We start from the raw sequence: 17,937 nt of genomic DNA on the forward strand, positions 1-17,937 counted from the left end.
TTCAGCAGGTCATGTAAAATAGGGGGGGAAGGCAGCATGAAAAAATCCATAGACATTACCATGCCATCACTGGGGGCAGATATGAGCGAAGGCATGTTGGTCGAGTGGTTAATCAAGGTAGGTGATAAGGTAAAACATGGCGATGTTATTGCCGTGCTTGAAACACAAAAGGGTGCGATTGACATGGAAGCCTACCATGACGGCATTATTACCGAGTTATTAGTTCAACCAGTAAACACTGTTCCTGTCGGTAGCGTATTGGCAAGGATAGACACCGAAGAAAAGTCACTAAATGAATCTAAAAATAAAAACACTAGCACTGAAGACATCATCAAAGAACCAATAACCACTGAACAAACAACACCCAAGAAAATAATTGATGAGCCGGTTTCATTATTGGCAGAAGCCTTGACAGAAAAACCGTTAATAAAATCGCAAAAAAAATCGACTGAAAAGCTAAACATCAATACCAATACCAATACCAAAATTAATAGTAATAATACCAATAGGGTACTTGCTTCGCCCATTGTTCGTAAAATAGCAAAAGCACAGCAGCTAGATTTGTTGAGGATTAAAGGCAGTGGTCCTAATGGTGGCATCATACTAAAAGATATTGCGCAGATAACACCCAAAACACGGTTAACTGAAGGCGAGTCATTAACAAACATGCGTAGCGCGATCGCCGCTGCTATGACGAAATCTAAGCAAGAAATTCCCCATTTTTATCTGAGTGTAGACCTACCTATAAACAAGGCACAGCAATGGCTACAACAAGTCAATAAAGACAAAACACCCCAAACACATATTTTACTTATTGCACTAGTACTTAAGGCGGTTGCTATAAGCTTACAAAAATATCCGCAATTAAATGGCTTTTACCAACAGGGTCATTTTGAGCCAGTGAGTGAAATCAATATTGCCAATGTCATTAGTTTACGAGCTGGTGGAGTCGTTGTACCCGCATTGCGCCATGTCGAACAGTTATCGGTGCCAGAAATTATGTCTGCTTTGCGTGATATTACGCGTCGAAGTAGAGCGATTGAACGTGGTGAGCGTTTACGTAGCTCAGAACTGATGGGCGCCACAATTACCATAACCAGTATGGGTGAGCGTGGCGTTGATCAAGTTTTTGGCATTATTTATCCGCCACAAGTCGCGATTATCGGTGTTGGTAAAGTAAAAAAAGTGCCGCAAGTATACGATGAAAAAATTGATATTGGTGAGCAAATAACGCTTTGTTTAAGTGCCGATCACCGAGTCGTTGATGGCATGCTCGCGGCGAAGTTTTTAAATAGCTTGGCTAAAAATTTACAAAAACCGGAGCAATTATGAATACAACAGAAATCGAGCGCTTGATTATCGAGGCTATACAGGAAGTTGCGCCTGAAGTTGAAAAAAACACCATTGATTTTGATGAAGATATCCGTGAAGAGTGTGATTTAGACTCAATGGATTTTATTAATTATTTAGCGGCGTTGCAAAAATCAACGGGAATAAAAATTATTGAGGGTGATTACCCTAAATTTCATAGTATTAATAGTGCGTTAGCTTTTCTTAACGATAAGAATAGTTGAATTTATAGTCGGTAATGTCGAGTGGATAATATCTAGTGGATAATGTCGAGCGGATAAAGGTGATAAATATGCAATCAAAACAACAAGCGCAAACTATTTTTTGGTTTGAACAATTAACGCTCGCCAACCTTGAACAAGTGGGTGGAAAAAACGCCAGTTTAGGCGAAATGATCGCCAATATGAGTGAGACAGCAGTGCAGGTGCCTATTGGTTTTGCGACCAGCGCACAATTATTTGTCGATTTTTTACAACAAAATAAGCTCAATGAAAAAATAAAACAGCATATTGATGCCTATGGTTCAGCACAACAAAACTTGACCACTACCGGCAGTGCGATCAGAAAATTAATTGCGAATGGTGACTTTACCGAGCAGCAAAACAGTGAAATTACCCAAGCCTATCAAGACTTATCAAAGAGAATACAAGAAAATCAACACGACAAACTTAATCGAAATGACTTAGTAAACCAAGCCCCCTATATGGCCAGTGTTGCGGTAAGAAGTTCGGCTACCGCTGAAGATTTACCCGAAGCAAGCTTTGCCGGACAACAAGAGAGTTACTTAAACGTTATCGGCATTGAACATTTACTTATTGCCTGTAAACAATGTTTCGCCTCGCTTTATACCGACAGAGCCATTGTTTATCGGGAAAAACAAGGCTTTGAACATGAGAAAGTCGCCTTGTCGATTGGTATTCAACAAATGATTAATGCTCAAGCAGCAGGGGTGATGTTCACGCTTGATACCGAAACCGGTTTTAGTGATGTTGTTGAAATCAATGGGGCATGGGGATTAGGCGAAACCATAGTAAAAGGCAGCGTTACGCCAGACAGATTTATGGTTTTTAAGCCTTTGTTAGCACAAAATATAAAAGTTACCTCTAGTGAGCAAAAGCAAAATTTTAGACCTATTATTGAAAAAAAATGTGGCAGCAAGTTAGTGAAAATGTGCTTTGCCCATGCGGATAAATCGAAAAATATTCATCTAAGTAAAGTAGCAGCAAGTACTGAAACGCTAGTAACCAGTATTGAAGAACGTACCAGCTTAGTTTTATCTGATGATGAAATACTGCAACTGGCAAACTGGGCGGTGATAATCGAGAAACATTACGGCAAAGCCATGGATATGGAATGGGCAAAAGATAGTGATTCAGGGCAGATTTATATCGTTCAGGCTCGTCCTGAAACAGTAGAATCACAGAAAAATCATTCGGTATTAGTCAATTATAAACTGAAAGAAAAATCAAAAATACTTGTGCAAGGTGCCAGTGTTGGCAGTGCTATTGCTACGGGTAAGGTGTTTAAAGTCGTTAACCCTGAAGATGTTGAACATTTTCCTGAAGGCGCTATGTTAGTAACTCAAAAAACTGATCCTGACTGGTTACCTCTAATGCGTAAAGCGGCAGGTATTATTACCGATACGGGTGGACCAACTAGTCACGCAGCGATTGTTAGTCGCGAGCTAAAAATTGCCGCGATTGTTGGCTGTGAAAATGCTACCCAAGTGCTACAAAATGATCAAGAAGTTACCTTAAGTTGCGCCCAAGGCACACTCGGTATTGTTTATGAAGGCAGATTATCTTTTGAAACTGAAGAGGTAAATTTAGCTGACATACCTCACACTAACACAGATATTATGATTAATGCCGCGATGCCCGATGGCGTTTTTAAATGGAGTGCTTTGCCTGTTGCGGGCATAGGTTTAACCCGCATAGAGTTTATTATCTCCAGTCAAATAGGGGTGCATCCTATGGCGTTACTACACCCTGAAAAAGTGACTGATAGTAAAGTTAAACAAAAAATTAGTGAATTGTGCCGTGGCTATGCACAAGGTGGAGATTATTTTGTTGATAATCTTGCGCTAGGCGTCGCTAAAATTGCCGCTTCACAGTACCCAAAACCTGTCATTGTGCGCATGTCAGACTTTAAATCTAACGAATATCGTGGTTTATTGGGCGGGGAGTTTTTTGAACTGGTCGAAGAAAATCCTATGCTAGGTTTACGGGGGGCCTCACGGTATTACCATAAACTTTATCGCGAAGCTTTTATGTTGGAATGTCAGGCGATTGTTAAAGTGCGAGAGCAAATGGGTTTTGATAATGTCATCGTGATGATCCCATTTTGTCGCACACCCGATGAAGCCGATAAAGTACTTGCTGTGATGAGTAAAGCGGGGTTAACGCGAGGCGAGAAGGGCTTACAGGTTTATGTTATGTGTGAAATACCCTCTAATATTATTTTGGCAGCAGAGTTTGCTCAGCGTTTTGATGGTTTCTCTATTGGCAGCAATGATTTAACGCAACTTGTTTTAGGTATAGACCGTGATTCAACAGAGTTAAAAAGCTTATTTGATGCGAGGAATGATGCGGTTAAAAGTATGATTTCACAAGTGATAAAAGTCGCTCATGAGTGTGGTTGCAAAGTAGGGATTTGCGGACAAGCCCCTTCGGATCATCCTGAATTCGCCGAGTTTTTAGTGGCATGCGGTATTGATTCTATTTCATTGAACCCCGACTCGGTTGCTAAGGCTAGCGTACATATTGCTTTAGCAGAAAACACGATAAAAAAGCAGAAAAATCTTTAATGATTAATCTGCTTTGAGTTGCTGAAAATCATGCCAGCTAAAGGTGGGGCCACTTTTACAAACATATTGATGCTTGATGTAACAATGGCCACATAAACCAAGGGCGCAATGCATGCGTCGTTCAACCGCAAGGAAAATAGCATCACTTGTCATGCCATGCTCAGTCAAATAAGTAGCGGCACTACTCATCATCAGCTCTGGGCCACAAAGCAGGGCCGTTGTGGGTGGGCGAGTAAAAGTGCTCAGCGCTGTGGGTAATATCATTAAAGGGCTACCTTGAACAGTAGTTGCCCGTAATTCATTACTATTATTAGCACGGGTATTAGCACGGGTATTGGCATTAGTACTAGTATATTCATCAGTGGCATCAAGCGTATTAAATATCTTGATCTGCTTTTGCCAACGCGCACGTTCTGGGGTTAACATCTGCGCGGCTCTATTACGAGCACCATAGACTAAGATGAGTTGCTGTTTATTTTTGGCTTTATTAGCTAGTTTATCAGCTAGTTTATCAGTTGGTTTGTCAGGTGAGTTGTTAGTTAATTTGTCTATTAAAGTCACTAAAGGCGCTAATCCGCAGCCACCGGCAATAATGAGCGTATTATGATTAACAATTTTATCCAACGGCCAACCACGGCCAAAAGGGCCACGCGCACCAAGGATAGCACCGCGTTGCATAGAGAATAAAGTTGAGGTGACTTGCCCCATTTGTCGAATAAAAGCTTTAAATTCACCTCGTTCATTGGGTGGTTCGGTAAAGGTGAAGGGGGCTTCGCCTATGCTGGGGACATTGAGCATAAAAAACTGTCCTGGTTGTACTTGTTGCCAATGATGTGGATGATTTTTATTTTTACTGTGTGCTAAATTTAACAGCCGAAACAAATAATGACGAGCCTGCTCACCATCATCAATGTAATCCACTAACTCAATACAATCAGGAATATGACTAAGCATGAGTCACCTCGGGCCCATTTTCTTGACCACCTTCTTTAGTGATGCGCTTCATGACTGAATGTACACCAATAACACCCGGACAGGTTTGTTCACAACGACCACAACCTACACAGCCATGGCGAGAAAATTCGGTGAAAAATTCATCAGCAAACTTATGCTGCCAAAAACGCTCTACTCTTGTGCCTGCTTCTGCCGAGGGATTATTAAAGCTTGCCTCTCGTTGAAAACCTTCATAAAGACAAGAGTCCCAAAAACGCTGCTGACTAAACGCATTGTTGTCTTGTTTTATCGCTCGGGTGCCATAACAAGAACACGTTGGGCAGAGCGTGGTGCAACCAGAACAACCCAGGCATTGTATGGCTAACGTTTGCCAAAACTCATCAGTTATTGTTCCTGAATTTAACTTTTTTATACCATCAGTGATGTATTTATCGTCAGGAAACTTTTGTTCACATTGATGTAATGTTAAGTCTCTTTGGGTCAAATAATGCCAGTGTGTTTCTATCAGTGCTAATGCTTGTAATGCTTCTGCAGCTTTACTCGTTTGTTCAATGACTAGCCATTTATGACCTAGCGGGTGTAAAACAATATCTGCGTGCTCTTCTCTTACACCAGGCCCTGCATTCACCGTTGGACAAAAACCATGCTCGCAAGGATTAATGCAATCAAGTCCTACCAATAAGCATTGCTGGCGCCTTGCCTGATAATAGCGATCGTCTTTAAAAAATTTATCTTGATAATGAATAGCCGTTAAATCACAGCTTTGTACGCCAAATAAAACAAAAGGCTTAGGTGTAGGCAAGGTTTCTTGAAAATATTCACCATTAAAAACCAGTAAACTTTCTTGTTCGGCAAAAAAGAAGCCTTTGGCTGAGCTTTGTGGTTTGTCATGCACTAAAGGTTGAGTTTCGTCACTGGCGAGTTGTTGCCAATGATATTGGCCATTATTGTTTGTTACCACCTGATGAAATTGATAATCCTGAGCTAAATGTGCTTGCAAGTGCTGCAAGTCATCAAGTAAATAAATTTTCATGTTTTGGCTCCTGCTGCAATTGCTCGATTGTTTTTGGTATTTGCCCTTTCGCTAATGCTGCAACCATGACCGCACAGGCTTTTAACTCAGGCATTTTTGTGATCGGATCTTGCGCGGTATTGGTCAGTTGGTTCGATGGCGCTTCTTTAAAATGATAAGGCATGCTGACCAGTCCGACAGGCACGTCATTAGTGACTATCGCTCTGGTCTCTAAATAACCTCGACGCGATTTAACGCTGACAGCGTCTTGATGGCTGATATGAAGGTTGTTGGCATCAATGGGATTAATAAATAAAATACCAGCGGGTATTTCTCTTTCTAACAAAGGCGAGTTTCGGGTCATTGAGCCACAACCATAATGAAAATGTAGCCTATTGGTGGTCAGCTGCAATGGAAAGTTTTCATCAGGCATTTCATCGATATCACTATGGTTTACTGCAATTAATCTTGCTTTGCCAATAGGAAAACTCGTGCTGTGTAAAATGGCGGTACCCTTGGGGCTGTCATCAGTGCAGGGCCATTGTAAGCCGTAATTATCCTCAAGTTTTTGATAATTCATCGCCTGATATGGCGGAGTTAGGGAGGTCATTTCATTAAATACGTCTTGTGAATTTGACCAGTTTAGTTGCTCAGATCCCATTTGTTTTGCCAACGCTTGTAGCCATTGCCAATCACCTTTTGCTTGCCCAACAGGTGGGATAACTTGGTTTAATTTCTGTACTCGGCGTTCACAATTAGTAAAGGTACCTTCTTTTTCAGCAAAAGAAGCCGCGGGTAAAACAAAGTCGGCGAGCTTCGCTGTTTCGGTTAAGGTGAGCTCAGCAACAACCAATAAGTCTAAATTTTTGAGTGATGCTTTAACATGATTTTGATCTGGGTCGGTCACTACGGGGTCTTCTCCAAACAGTATAAGTGCGCGAAACTCTCCCGATAAAGCGCCCTTGGTCATGCCTAATGAGGTTAATCCTGGGGCCTTTGCTAGTTCTGTATGCCAAGCGTTACTAAACTTTTCATGCGCTTTTTCATCATCAACATTTTGATAGCCTGGATAAACATTAGGTAAGCAGCCCATGTCACAAGCACCTTGAACATTATTTTGTCCTCTAAGTGGATTGACCCCAGTACCCGGCTTGCCAATATGGCCACAGATTAACGCTAAATTAGCTAAGGAAATAACATTATTGGTACCGCTCATGTATTGGGTGATGCCCATGCCATAGAAAATCATTGCCCGTTTTGCTTGACTATATTGCTTTGCGGCTTGGTAAATATCTGCAGCTTTAAGGCCTGTTATTGCTTCAACTGATATTGGCGTAATATTTTCAACGTGTTTAGCTAGGTGCTCAAAACCTTCGCAACGTTGATGAATAAAATCTTTGTCATACCATTTCTCTTTGATGATGACATGTAGCATTGCATTGATCAGCGCAATATTACTGCCTAACTTGAGCTGTAAATGCAGTGGCGCCAGTTTAGCCAGGCGTATTTTTCTTGGATCTATGACGATTAATTTACAGCCATTGAGGTGTGCTTGCATAATATGCCCACCTAAAATACTGTGGTTTTCTGTCGGGTCAGCGCCAAAGACCATAATCAAATCAGTGTCGAAAATATCTTTGGCACTATTGGTCATTGCGCCAGAGCCTAAAGACTGCTTTAGTCCGGCAACAGTTGGGCTATGGCAAATACGGGCACAATGGTCGATATTGTTTGTTTTTAATACCGCCCGAGCGAATTTTTGCGCGGCGTAGTTATCTTCATTAGTTGCTCGAGCGCTGCTAATAACACCAACACTGTCAGTACCACTATATTCAATAATCTGATTTAATTCTTCAGCAATGCTGACAAGGGCTTCTTGCCAACTAATGGGAAAAAATTGATGATTAATACGTTTTAGCGGTTGTGTTAAGCGGTTTTTATCCGTGATGGCATAAGCGGTACTCCAGCCCTTCTCACAGAGTTTCCCTTGACTAATAGGGTGTGAAGGTTGTGGCTCAACGCCGAGAAGTTTACCTTTTTCATCTACATATAAGGCTATACCACAACCTACGCCACAAAAGGGACAAATAGTATTTATCAGTTTATTAGCCACGTCTAATCCCCCCGTTACTTTGATTAAAATTTGATTGAAATTCACCGGAAAAGCCAACATTTACATTGAGTATAGAGTCTAAAAAATGCCTGCTTATCGGCAAAAGCTTGCTTTGCCTGATATAAATCAGCCAACACTGTGATAAGTATATTTTATGAACAGCTAAGGTTTATTCTTAGGTTTGAAATTATTAATATTTGATCGCACAAGGTTTGTTGATATGTCTGAGATATTTGGTTCTGATGCCTTTTCACCAAAAGAAATTGCCCAGCGTGTTAATGATGTAGGTGTTGCTAAAGTAGGTTTGCCATTTTTATCGTTATTGATGCTGGGTATGCTTGCGGGGGCATTTATTGGCTTAGGCGCACTTTATTTTGTTTTGATAAAGTCAGATGCCAGCCTGGGTTTTGCTATTAGCCAAGTGCTAGGAGGGGTAGCATTTTCTCTGGGTTTAATTTTAGTCATTGTTGCTGGCGCGGAATTATTTACCGGTAATAACCTATTAGCGATGGCGTGGGCCGAAGGTAAGATATCGACAGCCCAGATCTTAAAGAACTGGCTTGTTGTTTGTTTTGCTAATTTTATTGGGGCAGCAGGTCTTGCCGTATTAGTTTTTCTGTCGGGTCATATTGACATGAACCAGGGTGCTATTGCTGAGCAATATATCAAAATAGCCCTTATTAAAAGTAACTTGCCTTTTTGGAGTGCTTTTTTTAAAGGCGTTTTATGTAATGTCTTGGTGTGTATGGCGGTTTGGATGGCCTTTGCGGGACGAAGCGTTACAGATAAAGTAATGGCTATTGTTTTTCCTATTTCAGCTTTTGTTGCCGCAGGGTTCGAACATTGCATTGCTAATATGTACATCATTCCTTTGGCGATGTTAGCGCAGACTTTTGGTAACACCGACTTGGCTGTTGCTGCGATAACTTGGTCTGGATTTTTTAGTAATTTAGTACCGGTAATTATGGGTAATCTTGTGGGGGGGAGTGTTTTTGTTGCTTTTGTTTATCACATTATTTATCGGCGCAATCAGAGTTAACATTAACTTAAAATAATTGCATCGCTCACAGTTAAACTCAGGTCCTAAGTTCAGGTCTAAGCTCCCAGCTAAATAAGGTCAGTTATGTCATATTTTATTATTGCAGCCCAAGGTACTGAATTAGTTAAATATCATCTCGCTTTTAATATTACGGCATTTAAAAATGAGCATGTGGCTTTTTCTGGTGCTTTGGGTAAACACCCTTATGATACCAATAAAGTGGTATTAATTGCAGAACCCTATGCCAAAAATACGCAGTATTATGAATTTAATAGTGCTGATATAGGCTTGATTGAAAAACTACCTAATCTTATTAATAGCCATGGCGAAGATGCGGTTATGGTTCTGCTTTGGATAAAAAAAGGCTGTGTTGCCATTAGCAGTTCAGTGGTTTTTGTTTGAATTTCAGATTATCTAATTTCAATGTCAGCATCACGATCTGCGCAAATATCAACATAGGAGGTAAGTATGTTTGAATCATTCAAGCACTGGTTTGAAGCCAGAGATCAAGAAAGCCAATTATTTGAGCATCCAAACTCACTGAACCTTCATATCGCATTGGCTGCTTTTCTCTATCATGTGATTAGTGCTGACGGTTTGGATGATAATAATGAAAAGCAAGCATTTAAACTTATTATGGCTAAGGAATTTCAGCTGTCAGAACAACAAATTATGGTGCTTTATCACTATGTGAAAAACCTTAAAAGTGATTTACAATCTGATTTATTAACGGTTGATATGTACCTAAAAAAGAATCCTAATTTACGTATGGCATTCATGGCTAAACTAAATCAATTGATTGGCGTTGATGGTGTCGATAGCGAAGAACTGAATATATATTATGAAACATGGAAAGTTATCTTCCCAGACCTTGTTAAACAGCTTAGAGATAAATAATGAACAGGGTTTTAAAAAAATTACTGAGCAGTAAGCCAAATACTCATTAGTTGATTTTGGTTTAAATTTCTTACCTAAAGCAACTAAAGCTGATGTGCTATTCATTTCTCCAACAATATAAAAAGCTAACCAAACAATTTTTTAAACCCTCGCCTATCATTATCCTCCAACCAATATAACGATTAACCGTTGGTAAAATTAGCCAGTGGTTATATGACTCATGATGTCATTCGTTCTGCACGTCGCCTAAAATATTTTTCCCCCTCGACTAAAAACAATACCGAAGAAGAAACGATAAAAATACGTAGCCATACAGTTAAGTCAATGTCTGTTGTGCCAAACAAAGACTGCATGGGTATTAGGTAGGTGAAACCTAACTGTAAAAAAATCAGTATAACAATAGCGATTAATACATAACGATTACCCGTTAGTCCGGCCCAATTAAAGACACTGTTTTTCAAATAGCGTGAGTTAAATAAATAAAATATTTCAAACATAACCAAGGTGTTCACCGCTACTGTGCGTGCATGTTCAATGCTCATACCTTGTTTTATTTCCCAAATATAAAGGCCGATTGTTCCACTCATCAAGATAACAGCAACAAAACTGATACGCCAAATTAAGTGGGGCGTCAGCATAGGTTCCTTAGAATTACGTGGCGGGCGTTTCATGACATTTTTTTCGGGCGGCTCAAATGATAATGACAATGCCAGAGTAACGGCGGTCACCATATTGACCCAGAGAATTTGTACTGGCGTTAACGGTAACTGATGAAAACCAAATAAAATTGCCGCCAAAATGATCAGTGCTTCGCCACCACCGGTGGGTAGAATAAAAAGAATCGATTTTTTGATATTGTCATAAACGGTGCGTCCTTCTTCTACCGCATGAATGATAGAGGCAAAATTATCGTCAAGCAACACCATTTCAGCCGCCTCTTTGGCCGCTTCTGTACCCTTATGCCCCATAGCTGTGCCGACATCAGCACGTTTCAGGGCCGGGGCATCATTCACGCCATCACCGGTCATGGCAACAATTAACCCCAGCTCTTGCAACAGCCTAACTAAAAGTAACTTATGCTCCGGATTGACACGTGCGTAGACATCAATGTCTTGGATGCGCTGGCGTAATTCATCTTCACTCATGAGGTCCAGTTCCTGTCCGGTCAGAACATCGTCGACATTAATCAGGTTGAGTTGTTGGGCGATAGCGCGGGCTGTAACACCATGGTCACCTGTAATCATTTTTACCCGAATACCCGCGGCATGGCAGACTTTTATCGCTTCTATTGCTTCTTCGCGAGGCGGGTCAATCAAGCCAAACATGCCTAACAATATGAGACCGTTATCCACGTCACTAAACTTTAATTCCAGCTGCTTATCATTGACTTGCTTAACGGCAATAGCCAATACGCGCTGGCCTTGATGAGCCATTTCATTAATACGGCTTAACCAGTAATCACTGTCTAAGGTCTGAACACCTTGCGCTGTTTTCTGATACCTACACATCTTTAAAATACGCTCGGGGGCACCCTTTAGGAAAACAAAGGCATCACCTGTGTGTTGATGGTGAAGTGTCGCCATAAAGCGATGTTCGGATTCAAAAGGAATCAGGTCTGTGCGGGGATATAGCTTAGTCTCTGCCTCAAGGTCTAATCCAGCCTTGATACCTGATACCAATAAAGCCCCCTCCATGGGATCACCATGCACTAGCCATTCTCCCTCTTTTAGTTCTAATGAGGCATCATTGCATAGCACCGCAGCCCTGATAGCCTCCAACAGAAGTGACTTCTCTTCAGGAAACACATTCATACCTGATAACATTATTGAGCCATGAGGATCGTAGCCGGTGCCAGTTAGTTCAAATAAACTGCTAGTCGTGGCAATCATGCGAACTGTCATTTCATTGCGTGTCAGGGTACCTGTTTTGTCAGTACAAATGACGTTCACAGCCCCTAAAGTTTCCACGGCAGGTAATCTACGAATAATGGCATTTCGTTTTGACATACGCTGTACACCAATGGCCAGGGTGATTGTCATAATGGCAGGTAAACCTTCTGGAATTGCCGCTACAGCAAGGCTGACAGCGGTAAGAAACATTTCAGCGAGTGAATAATTTCTTACTAGTGAACCAAAAATGAATGTAAACATGGCAATCGCTAAAATGGCGAGTGTAAGCCAGCGTCCAAACTGGGCTATCTGACGTAATAATGGTGTTGTTAGTGAGTCTACTTGTGATACGAGTTTACTAATGTGACCAATCTCAGTTTGTGCACCTGTTGCAATAACCACACCGCTGCCCTGGCCATGAGTCACGAGAGTGCCTGAGTAAGCTAAACATCGACGGTCAGCTATCATCGACTCTTGTGCAACAGGACTTGTGATTTTTTCTACTGCTATCGACTCTCCTGTTAGTGCTGCCTCCTGTATTTGAAGCCCTTTAACATAAAATAGTCGTAGATCTGCGGGGACCTTATCACCCGACTGCAACATCACGATATCACCAGGTACTAAGGCCTGTGCAGCAACACTTATTTTTTTGCCATCACGTAATGCCATGGCATTTGGAGAAAGCATCTTCCGAATAGCCTTCAAAGCATTCTCGGCCTTACCCTCTTGCACGAAGCCAATCATGGCATTAATCAAAACAACCGCTAGGATCACACTGGCATCTATCCAATGCCCCAAGATTGCGGTAACAGCACTCGCTACTAGTAAGACATAAATGAGAATATTATGAATTTGGTATAAAAAGCGCACTAATAAACCACGTCCCTTTGATTCCGGTAAGGTGTTCGGTCCATATTTTGTCAGTCTTTTATTTACCTCATCTTTTGATAGTCCACTCGGTGTTGCCTCGAGTAATTCGAAGACTGTTTGTACCTGTTCAGTATGATAACTGTTTGACATCCTTATCCCTCCAATAGCTATGCTGATTTTTGAATGCACTAAACATTCATCATCTGAATCAATATCTGAATTACCAGCTAAAGAATACGCGCTTACACTTATTGTCGAACTGACAAATATCAGTTCTCACCCACAGCAGCCATGATAGCCTTTATATTCAAGACTAATTTTTGGAGTAAATTACTGTGGCTGAGATGATGAAAGCGGCTATTTTTGTTGAGCCTGGTCGAATCGTTCTTGATGACAAACCTATACCCAATGTTGGGCCTAATGATGCGTTAATAAGGGTAACTACAACAACAATATGTGGCACAGACGTTCATATATTGAAGGGAGAATATCCAGTCGCTAGAGGCCTGACAATAGGCCATGAGCCGGTCGGGATAATAGAAAAGTTAGGCGCTAATGTTGCTGGTTATCAAGAAGGTCAGCGTGTTATCGCGGGAGCAATTTGCCCTAGCGGCTATTCACACGCTTGTCTTGATGGACTTCATTCGCAAGATGGTGGCAGCTGTAGACATGGCCTAAAAGCACTTGGTGGCTGGCGTTTTGGCAATACCATTGACGGTGCTCAAGCTGAATTTTTATTGGTTCCAGATGCGATGGCAAATCTCGCGCTGGTACCAGATAATCTCACCGACGAGCAAGTGCTTATGTGCCCAGATATTATGTCTACCGGTTTTGCTGGCGCTGAATCAGGCAACATAAAAATTGGTGATAGTGTGGCTATATTCGCCCAAGGGCCGATTGGTTTATGTGCTACCGCAGGGGCTAAGTTGCGCGGTGCAACCACCATAATTGCAGTAGAAACAGTACCACGGCGAATGGAAATGGCCAGACAGTTAGGAGCAAATTTTGTCATTGATTATCGAAAAACTGAACCCGTTAAAGAGATTATGCGCATTACCCAAGGGCGCGGTGTCGACGTGGCCATTGAGGCGTTAGGGCTGCAGTCAACCTTTGAAAACTGCCTAAGAGCACTCAAGCCTGGAGGCACATTATCTAGCCTTGGCGTGTATTCTGAGGATTTAATTATCCCCCTCGATGCTTTTCATGCCGGACTAGGCGACAATAAAATAATTACCTCTTTATGTCCTGGCGGAAAAGAGCGGATGCGTAGATTGATGAATGTGATCGAATCTGAGCGAATTGATCTCAAAGCCTTAATTACTCATCATTATTCGCTTGATCAGATAGAAGATGCTTATGCACTATTTGCCAATCAAAGGGATGGCGTGCTGAAAATTGCGATAACCCCTAATTGAATATTTTAAGAACGGCACACGACTGAAATGCTAGCCATATAAAGTCAATTAAAAAGGTCCTTAGTGCGCTATCCAAAAAAGGGTAGATCAACCAGGTGAAAATTTTAATGGGGATGATTGTTATCGCGCTACTGGATTTAATCACACTCATACAAGCAAAATATAAGTGGCAAGTTAATAATAGAGTGGTTCTTCAGGATAACGATTTTTGATTTTTGGCTTGGCATTAGGTCTTAATAAATGAGGGGAATAGTATGGAAAAACCTATGTATATTGTTGGCATAGATGGCAGTGAGTGGGCAAAAAGAGCACTAGAACGTGCTATTTTATTAGCTGAAAGAACTGGTGCTAAGGTAAAGTTGGTGCAAGTTATTACCCCGATCCTATCAGAACCATTTGTTGTTGATGGCGGTATTGTGCCTATGATAAAAAATGAAGATGAAAAAAAAATTGCCTTGAACATGCTGTCGTCTTTGTGTAATCAATATAAGCAATCAAATGTTCATTTAGACAGTGAAGTGCTAAGGGGAGACCCAGCTGAAGTTTTACATGATAAGACCAAAACGGAACATGCCAATATGCTTTTTGTTGGCCGACGAGGTCGTTCGCGTTTTTCTGAAATTATTGTTGGCAGTGTCTCTAATAAACTGGCTCACTCTATTGGCATACCTATTGTGCTAGTCCCTTGAATAAGGTTTGTTGAGATTTTTATTATCGTATCAATAAGCTATTTTCATTGTGATTGTTGCGACTAATTCAATCATTTTGAGGTTAGGCAGGCTTGCGTCATTTATATGTTAACTCGGCTGATATTTATCATTTTATACTTGGAGTAGATACCGCAGACTGTGATCTTTATTTATTAATAGAGCTGATTATGCAAAAACGTGATTATAACCGTTTATTGGTACTAACCAAGAAAGAAGCTAACAAAAATGCAACTCGACAAGAATTACAAGAACTTGAAGCGCTAGAGTATAAGGTGATTGATCAACACCATGGAAGTGACTTAGATGACGCTTATGATGCTAAAGCTTTTTTAAAGTGATTACCGCAACCAGGATATGATTGCTCGCTTTCATCTAAGTTTGTTACTCACAGTATTAATCAAAGTATTAATCAAAGTATTAATCATAAAATGGTGAATATCATCTATTAGCAGCACAAGCAGCACAAGTAGCAGCACAAGCAGCATAAGCAGTGACAGCATTCAATTCCCCGTTTAGTGATAGTAATACACAAAGAGCTAAAAACACAAAGAGGGAATAAACTCAGGGAGGGTGATTAATATGTTCCATCAAATAACAACCGTTTTGTTAATGCCGGTATTGATACCACAAGCTATTTTTATCAATAAAATGACAGTATCACTGCCAGAGCCAACAGGGGAGCGTTTAGGTGTATGTGGTGCGGGTAATGAACTGAAATTACTCATCATTGGCGATTCAGCTGCCTTAGGTGTTGGGGTCGATGGACAAGAAGATGCTTTAGCCGGACAGCTATCATCATTACTTGGCTGTTATTATAGTGTTAATTGGAAATTACTTGCAAAGACCGGTGCCACTGCTGAAGATGTACTGGTTATGTTACATAATCAACAAGCGCAAGTGTTTGATGTGGTACTCGTATCGATTGGTGTTAATGACGTAACGCATTTCACTCATTTAAGTCGATGGGAAAAGCGTATGAATGTGATGCTCAATACTTTAGTATCAAAATTTTCAGTAAAAAAAATACTGCTATCAAACTTACCACCCATGCAAGAATTTACCACCTTTCCTTTACCTTTACGATGGTGGTGGGGGCAGCGTTCTAAGCAGTTAAATAACCGGCTCACTGTTGTTGTTAAAAATTTTAGCCAATGTACTAACTTTGATATCGATGCACCTATTGAACCAAGGTACATCGCCAAGGATGGATTTCACCCATCAAAAGTAGCTTATCAAGCTTGGGCGAATCAGGCAGCTAAAACAATTACCTCATCTTTAGATGACATCAACGCGTAATAAATGGCTTTGTTGATTATCTTATATAGGAACTGAATATATTGGGTGATGGTTGTTAATCCTATTTAAGGCTATTGTTCACACAGTTTATTTTCTGCTTAAAACGTCGTTAGCTTGTGATGCTTAACAGGCTTATCTCAAGCTGCTTAATGTTGAAGTTTGTCTACTTATTGTCATTGAAAATAAGGTCAGCGATCGCTATTTTTACATACATTAACTTAGGTATAAGAAAATCAGGAGACATCAATATTTCTTGAGAGTTAACTAATAAGCTTTATATCAGGTTTTCCCTTATTACTAATTTTTCTGCTTTGAATAATGATTAATGGGAGAAATAAATACATGAGCGTAAAAACCTCTTAGGGAAAGCCATGAAACACCTTAAATACGCGGAAGCAAGTAAATGTGAACGTTGTATTAGATATCAAAATTGCGTTGTCGCACAGTTATTAGGTAGTACGACTTATATTAAAACCGTTAATTCATATTTACTGAGTACTCATGAACACTTATATCATGCGGGTGATGAGCTGAGTGCACTTTATATAATTAAATCAGGGGCAATTAAAAATTATGTTACCCATAATGATGGTGATGAACAAATTCTAAACTTTTTAATTCCAGGCGATATCCTTGGGCTTGATGGTTTAGATACACAGCAATATGCTTCTTCGGCTATTGCCTTACAAACCTCAGCTGTTTGTGCTATTCCATTACAACAGTTTAGAAACATACTCGCTGAGTTAGTACCGAGTTGGTTAATCAAGCTTGCTACCGATAATTTGAGTAAACAGGGTCGTAATATTGCTTTGTTAAACAAGAAAAAAGCTAAAGCACGGATAGCAGCATTTTTAATGGATATGGCTGATAACTACAAATCCCTTGGTTGTTCGGATAAGAATTTTGAATTAAGTATGTCTCGTGATGACATAGGTAATTATCTAGGGCTAGCATCAGAAACCGTCAGCAGAACATTGACTCAGTTACAACAAGAAGGCTCAGTAAAAATGGAACGGAGAAATGTAACGATTATAAATGCGCCGCACTTAAGTGAAATGGCGCAACATCGCTAAGCAAAATCAGATGATTATTGTAAAATCATCTGTTTGTCTAGGTTAAGGTCTCAGTTAAGGTCTCGGTTAAATAAATGCGTTGTGCCTGTCAAAAGGCAAGCATAAAACACTTTTTATGCTCAACGGATATTTTTCAGAGCTTCATAAATGCTGCTGTTATCTTGTTATTTTGTGCAGTAGGTAACTCGTTATTATGTATTACTGATTGACTCAATATTCATGTACTTATTTGAGTACAAGCCTTTGGTAAAAAGAAACAGGTTTTATTATCTATGGGTGAATTAATCAAGATATTACATCAAGATTAATACAGTTTAAGACGTTATACTTTAGTTAATCTTTCTTGACCTGATTATTATCAGTTTAAAAAATCCCCTTCTTATTTATAGTCTAGCTAACATACATTATTACTGCCTTGGCGCATTTCAACTGTGCCTGAAATATAGCACTGACAATGTTTAGCGTATTACCACGAATTCCTTTCGTATTTACGTTTATCCCTAAAAAAGAGGC

15 protein-coding genes are annotated in these 17,937 nt (G+C 40.4%); 11 read left to right on the plus strand and 4 right to left on the minus strand.

Annotated elements, in window-relative coordinates; all coding sequences use genetic code 11:
* The first annotated feature begins 36 nt into the window (after window positions 1-36).
* The 3 genes from H4J61_RS10705 to ppsA all read left to right on the plus strand — a co-directional run bounded on the left by H4J61_RS10705 (window position 37) and on the right by ppsA (window position 4,156).
* Entirely contained in the window at window positions 37-1,332 is a 1,296-nt protein-coding gene (locus H4J61_RS10705; protein ID WP_182185028.1) for a dihydrolipoamide acetyltransferase family protein, read from the plus strand.
* A complete protein-coding gene (locus tag H4J61_RS10710; protein ID WP_182185029.1) occupies window positions 1,329-1,574 on the plus strand; it encodes an acyl carrier protein in 246 nt (81 codons plus the stop codon). Before H4J61_RS10705 ends, H4J61_RS10710 begins: the two co-directional genes overlap by 4 nt.
* A gap of 68 nt (window positions 1,575-1,642) precedes the next feature.
* A complete protein-coding gene (ppsA, locus tag H4J61_RS10715) occupies window positions 1,643-4,156 on the plus strand; it encodes a phosphoenolpyruvate synthase (protein ID WP_182185030.1) in 2,514 nt (837 codons plus the stop codon).
* 3 nt (window positions 4,157-4,159) lie between these two features.
* Here ppsA and H4J61_RS10720 read toward each other — a convergent pair whose 3' ends face one another.
* From H4J61_RS10720 to fdhF, 3 genes are read right to left on the minus strand one after another with little or no spacing between them, the layout of a single operon-like run.
* Entirely contained in the window at window positions 4,160-5,110 is a 951-nt protein-coding gene (locus tag H4J61_RS10720; protein WP_182185031.1) for an FAD-binding oxidoreductase, read from the minus strand.
* On the minus strand, window positions 5,103-6,143 hold the full coding sequence (locus H4J61_RS10725; RefSeq protein WP_182185032.1) for a 4Fe-4S dicluster domain-containing protein: 1,041 nt from the start codon (window positions 6,141-6,143) through the stop codon (window positions 5,103-5,105). Before H4J61_RS10725 ends, H4J61_RS10720 begins: the two co-directional genes overlap by 8 nt.
* On the minus strand, window positions 6,124-8,235 hold the full coding sequence (gene fdhF, locus H4J61_RS10730; RefSeq protein ID WP_310650054.1) for a formate dehydrogenase subunit alpha: 2,112 nt from the start codon (window positions 8,233-8,235) through the stop codon (window positions 6,124-6,126). Before fdhF ends, H4J61_RS10725 begins: the two co-directional genes overlap by 20 nt.
* A gap of 220 nt (window positions 8,236-8,455) precedes the next feature.
* Here fdhF and H4J61_RS10735 point away from each other — a divergent pair, with 220 nt between their 5' ends.
* The 3 genes from H4J61_RS10735 (at window position 8,456) to H4J61_RS10745 (ending at window position 10,171) form a co-directional block, all read left to right on the plus strand.
* On the plus strand, window positions 8,456-9,274 hold the full coding sequence (locus tag H4J61_RS10735; RefSeq protein ID WP_182136947.1) for a formate/nitrite transporter family protein: 819 nt from the start codon (window positions 8,456-8,458) through the stop codon (window positions 9,272-9,274).
* Window positions 9,275-9,358: 84 nt separating this feature from the next.
* On the plus strand, window positions 9,359-9,676 hold the full coding sequence (locus H4J61_RS10740; RefSeq protein ID WP_182136946.1) for a hypothetical protein: 318 nt from the start codon (window positions 9,359-9,361) through the stop codon (window positions 9,674-9,676).
* Between the two features lie 66 nt (window positions 9,677-9,742).
* Window positions 9,743-10,171: a TerB family tellurite resistance protein gene (locus H4J61_RS10745; protein WP_182185034.1), complete on the plus strand. Its 429-nt coding sequence runs from the start codon at window positions 9,743-9,745 to the stop codon at window positions 10,169-10,171.
* Between the two features lie 218 nt (window positions 10,172-10,389).
* Here H4J61_RS10745 and H4J61_RS10750 read toward each other — a convergent pair whose 3' ends face one another.
* Window positions 10,390-13,080, minus strand: coding sequence for a cation-transporting P-type ATPase (locus H4J61_RS10750; protein WP_182185035.1), 2,691 nt, complete (start codon window positions 13,078-13,080; stop codon window positions 10,390-10,392).
* Between the two features lie 194 nt (window positions 13,081-13,274).
* On the opposite strand from H4J61_RS10750, the gene H4J61_RS10755 reads away from it, so the two are divergent.
* The 5 genes from H4J61_RS10755 to H4J61_RS10775 all read left to right on the plus strand — a co-directional run bounded on the left by H4J61_RS10755 (window position 13,275) and on the right by H4J61_RS10775 (window position 17,424).
* Complete coding sequence (locus tag H4J61_RS10755; RefSeq protein WP_220461252.1) at window positions 13,275-14,345, plus strand: NAD(P)-dependent alcohol dehydrogenase; 1,071 nt, start codon at window positions 13,275-13,277, stop codon at window positions 14,343-14,345.
* Between the two features lie 254 nt (window positions 14,346-14,599).
* Complete coding sequence (locus tag H4J61_RS10760; RefSeq protein ID WP_182185036.1) at window positions 14,600-15,034, plus strand: universal stress protein; 435 nt, start codon at window positions 14,600-14,602, stop codon at window positions 15,032-15,034.
* 188 nt (window positions 15,035-15,222) lie between these two features.
* The gene (locus H4J61_RS10765) at window positions 15,223-15,393 is read left to right on the plus strand and encodes a hypothetical protein (RefSeq protein WP_182182394.1); all 171 of its coding nucleotides are present in this window, start codon (window positions 15,223-15,225) and stop codon (window positions 15,391-15,393) included.
* Between the two features lie 241 nt (window positions 15,394-15,634).
* Window positions 15,635-16,351, plus strand: a complete 717-nt coding sequence (locus tag H4J61_RS10770) for an SGNH/GDSL hydrolase family protein (protein ID WP_182185037.1) — start codon at window positions 15,635-15,637, stop codon at window positions 16,349-16,351.
* A gap of 371 nt (window positions 16,352-16,722) precedes the next feature.
* Complete coding sequence (locus H4J61_RS10775; protein WP_182185038.1) at window positions 16,723-17,424, plus strand: cyclic nucleotide-binding domain-containing protein; 702 nt, start codon at window positions 16,723-16,725, stop codon at window positions 17,422-17,424.
* Window positions 17,425-17,937: the final 513 nt, after the last annotated feature.

It is taken from the genome of Colwellia sp. MB3u-4 (genome assembly GCF_014077065.1).
Taxonomy (GTDB): domain Bacteria; phylum Pseudomonadota; class Gammaproteobacteria; order Enterobacterales; family Alteromonadaceae; genus Cognaticolwellia.

What these genes read in the sequence shown, in the direction of transcription:
- H4J61_RS10705 (WP_182185028.1), top strand. Translation starts at nt 37, where the DNA reads ATGAAAAAATCCATAGACATTACCATGCCATCACTGGGGGCAGATATG.
- H4J61_RS10710 (WP_182185029.1), top strand. Translation starts at nt 1,329, where the DNA reads ATGAATACAACAGAAATCGAGCGCTTGATTATCGAGGCTATACAGGAA.
- ppsA (WP_182185030.1), top strand. Translation starts at nt 1,643, where the DNA reads ATGCAATCAAAACAACAAGCGCAAACTATTTTTTGGTTTGAACAATTA.
- H4J61_RS10720 (WP_182185031.1), bottom strand. Translation starts at nt 5,110, where the DNA reads ATGCTTAGTCATATTCCTGATTGTATTGAGTTAGTGGATTACATTGAT.
- H4J61_RS10725 (WP_182185032.1), bottom strand. Translation starts at nt 6,143, where the DNA reads ATGAAAATTTATTTACTTGATGACTTGCAGCACTTGCAAGCACATTTA.
- H4J61_RS10735 (WP_182136947.1), top strand. Translation starts at nt 8,456, where the DNA reads ATGTCTGAGATATTTGGTTCTGATGCCTTTTCACCAAAAGAAATTGCC.
- H4J61_RS10740 (WP_182136946.1), top strand. Translation starts at nt 9,359, where the DNA reads ATGTCATATTTTATTATTGCAGCCCAAGGTACTGAATTAGTTAAATAT.
- H4J61_RS10745 (WP_182185034.1), top strand. Translation starts at nt 9,743, where the DNA reads ATGTTTGAATCATTCAAGCACTGGTTTGAAGCCAGAGATCAAGAAAGC.
- H4J61_RS10750 (WP_182185035.1), bottom strand. Translation starts at nt 13,080, where the DNA reads ATGTCAAACAGTTATCATACTGAACAGGTACAAACAGTCTTCGAATTA.
- H4J61_RS10755 (WP_220461252.1), top strand. Translation starts at nt 13,275, where the DNA reads ATGATGAAAGCGGCTATTTTTGTTGAGCCTGGTCGAATCGTTCTTGAT.
- H4J61_RS10760 (WP_182185036.1), top strand. Translation starts at nt 14,600, where the DNA reads ATGGAAAAACCTATGTATATTGTTGGCATAGATGGCAGTGAGTGGGCA.
- H4J61_RS10765 (WP_182182394.1), top strand. Translation starts at nt 15,223, where the DNA reads ATGCAAAAACGTGATTATAACCGTTTATTGGTACTAACCAAGAAAGAA.
- H4J61_RS10770 (WP_182185037.1), top strand. Translation starts at nt 15,635, where the DNA reads ATGTTCCATCAAATAACAACCGTTTTGTTAATGCCGGTATTGATACCA.
- H4J61_RS10775 (WP_182185038.1), top strand. Translation starts at nt 16,723, where the DNA reads ATGAAACACCTTAAATACGCGGAAGCAAGTAAATGTGAACGTTGTATT.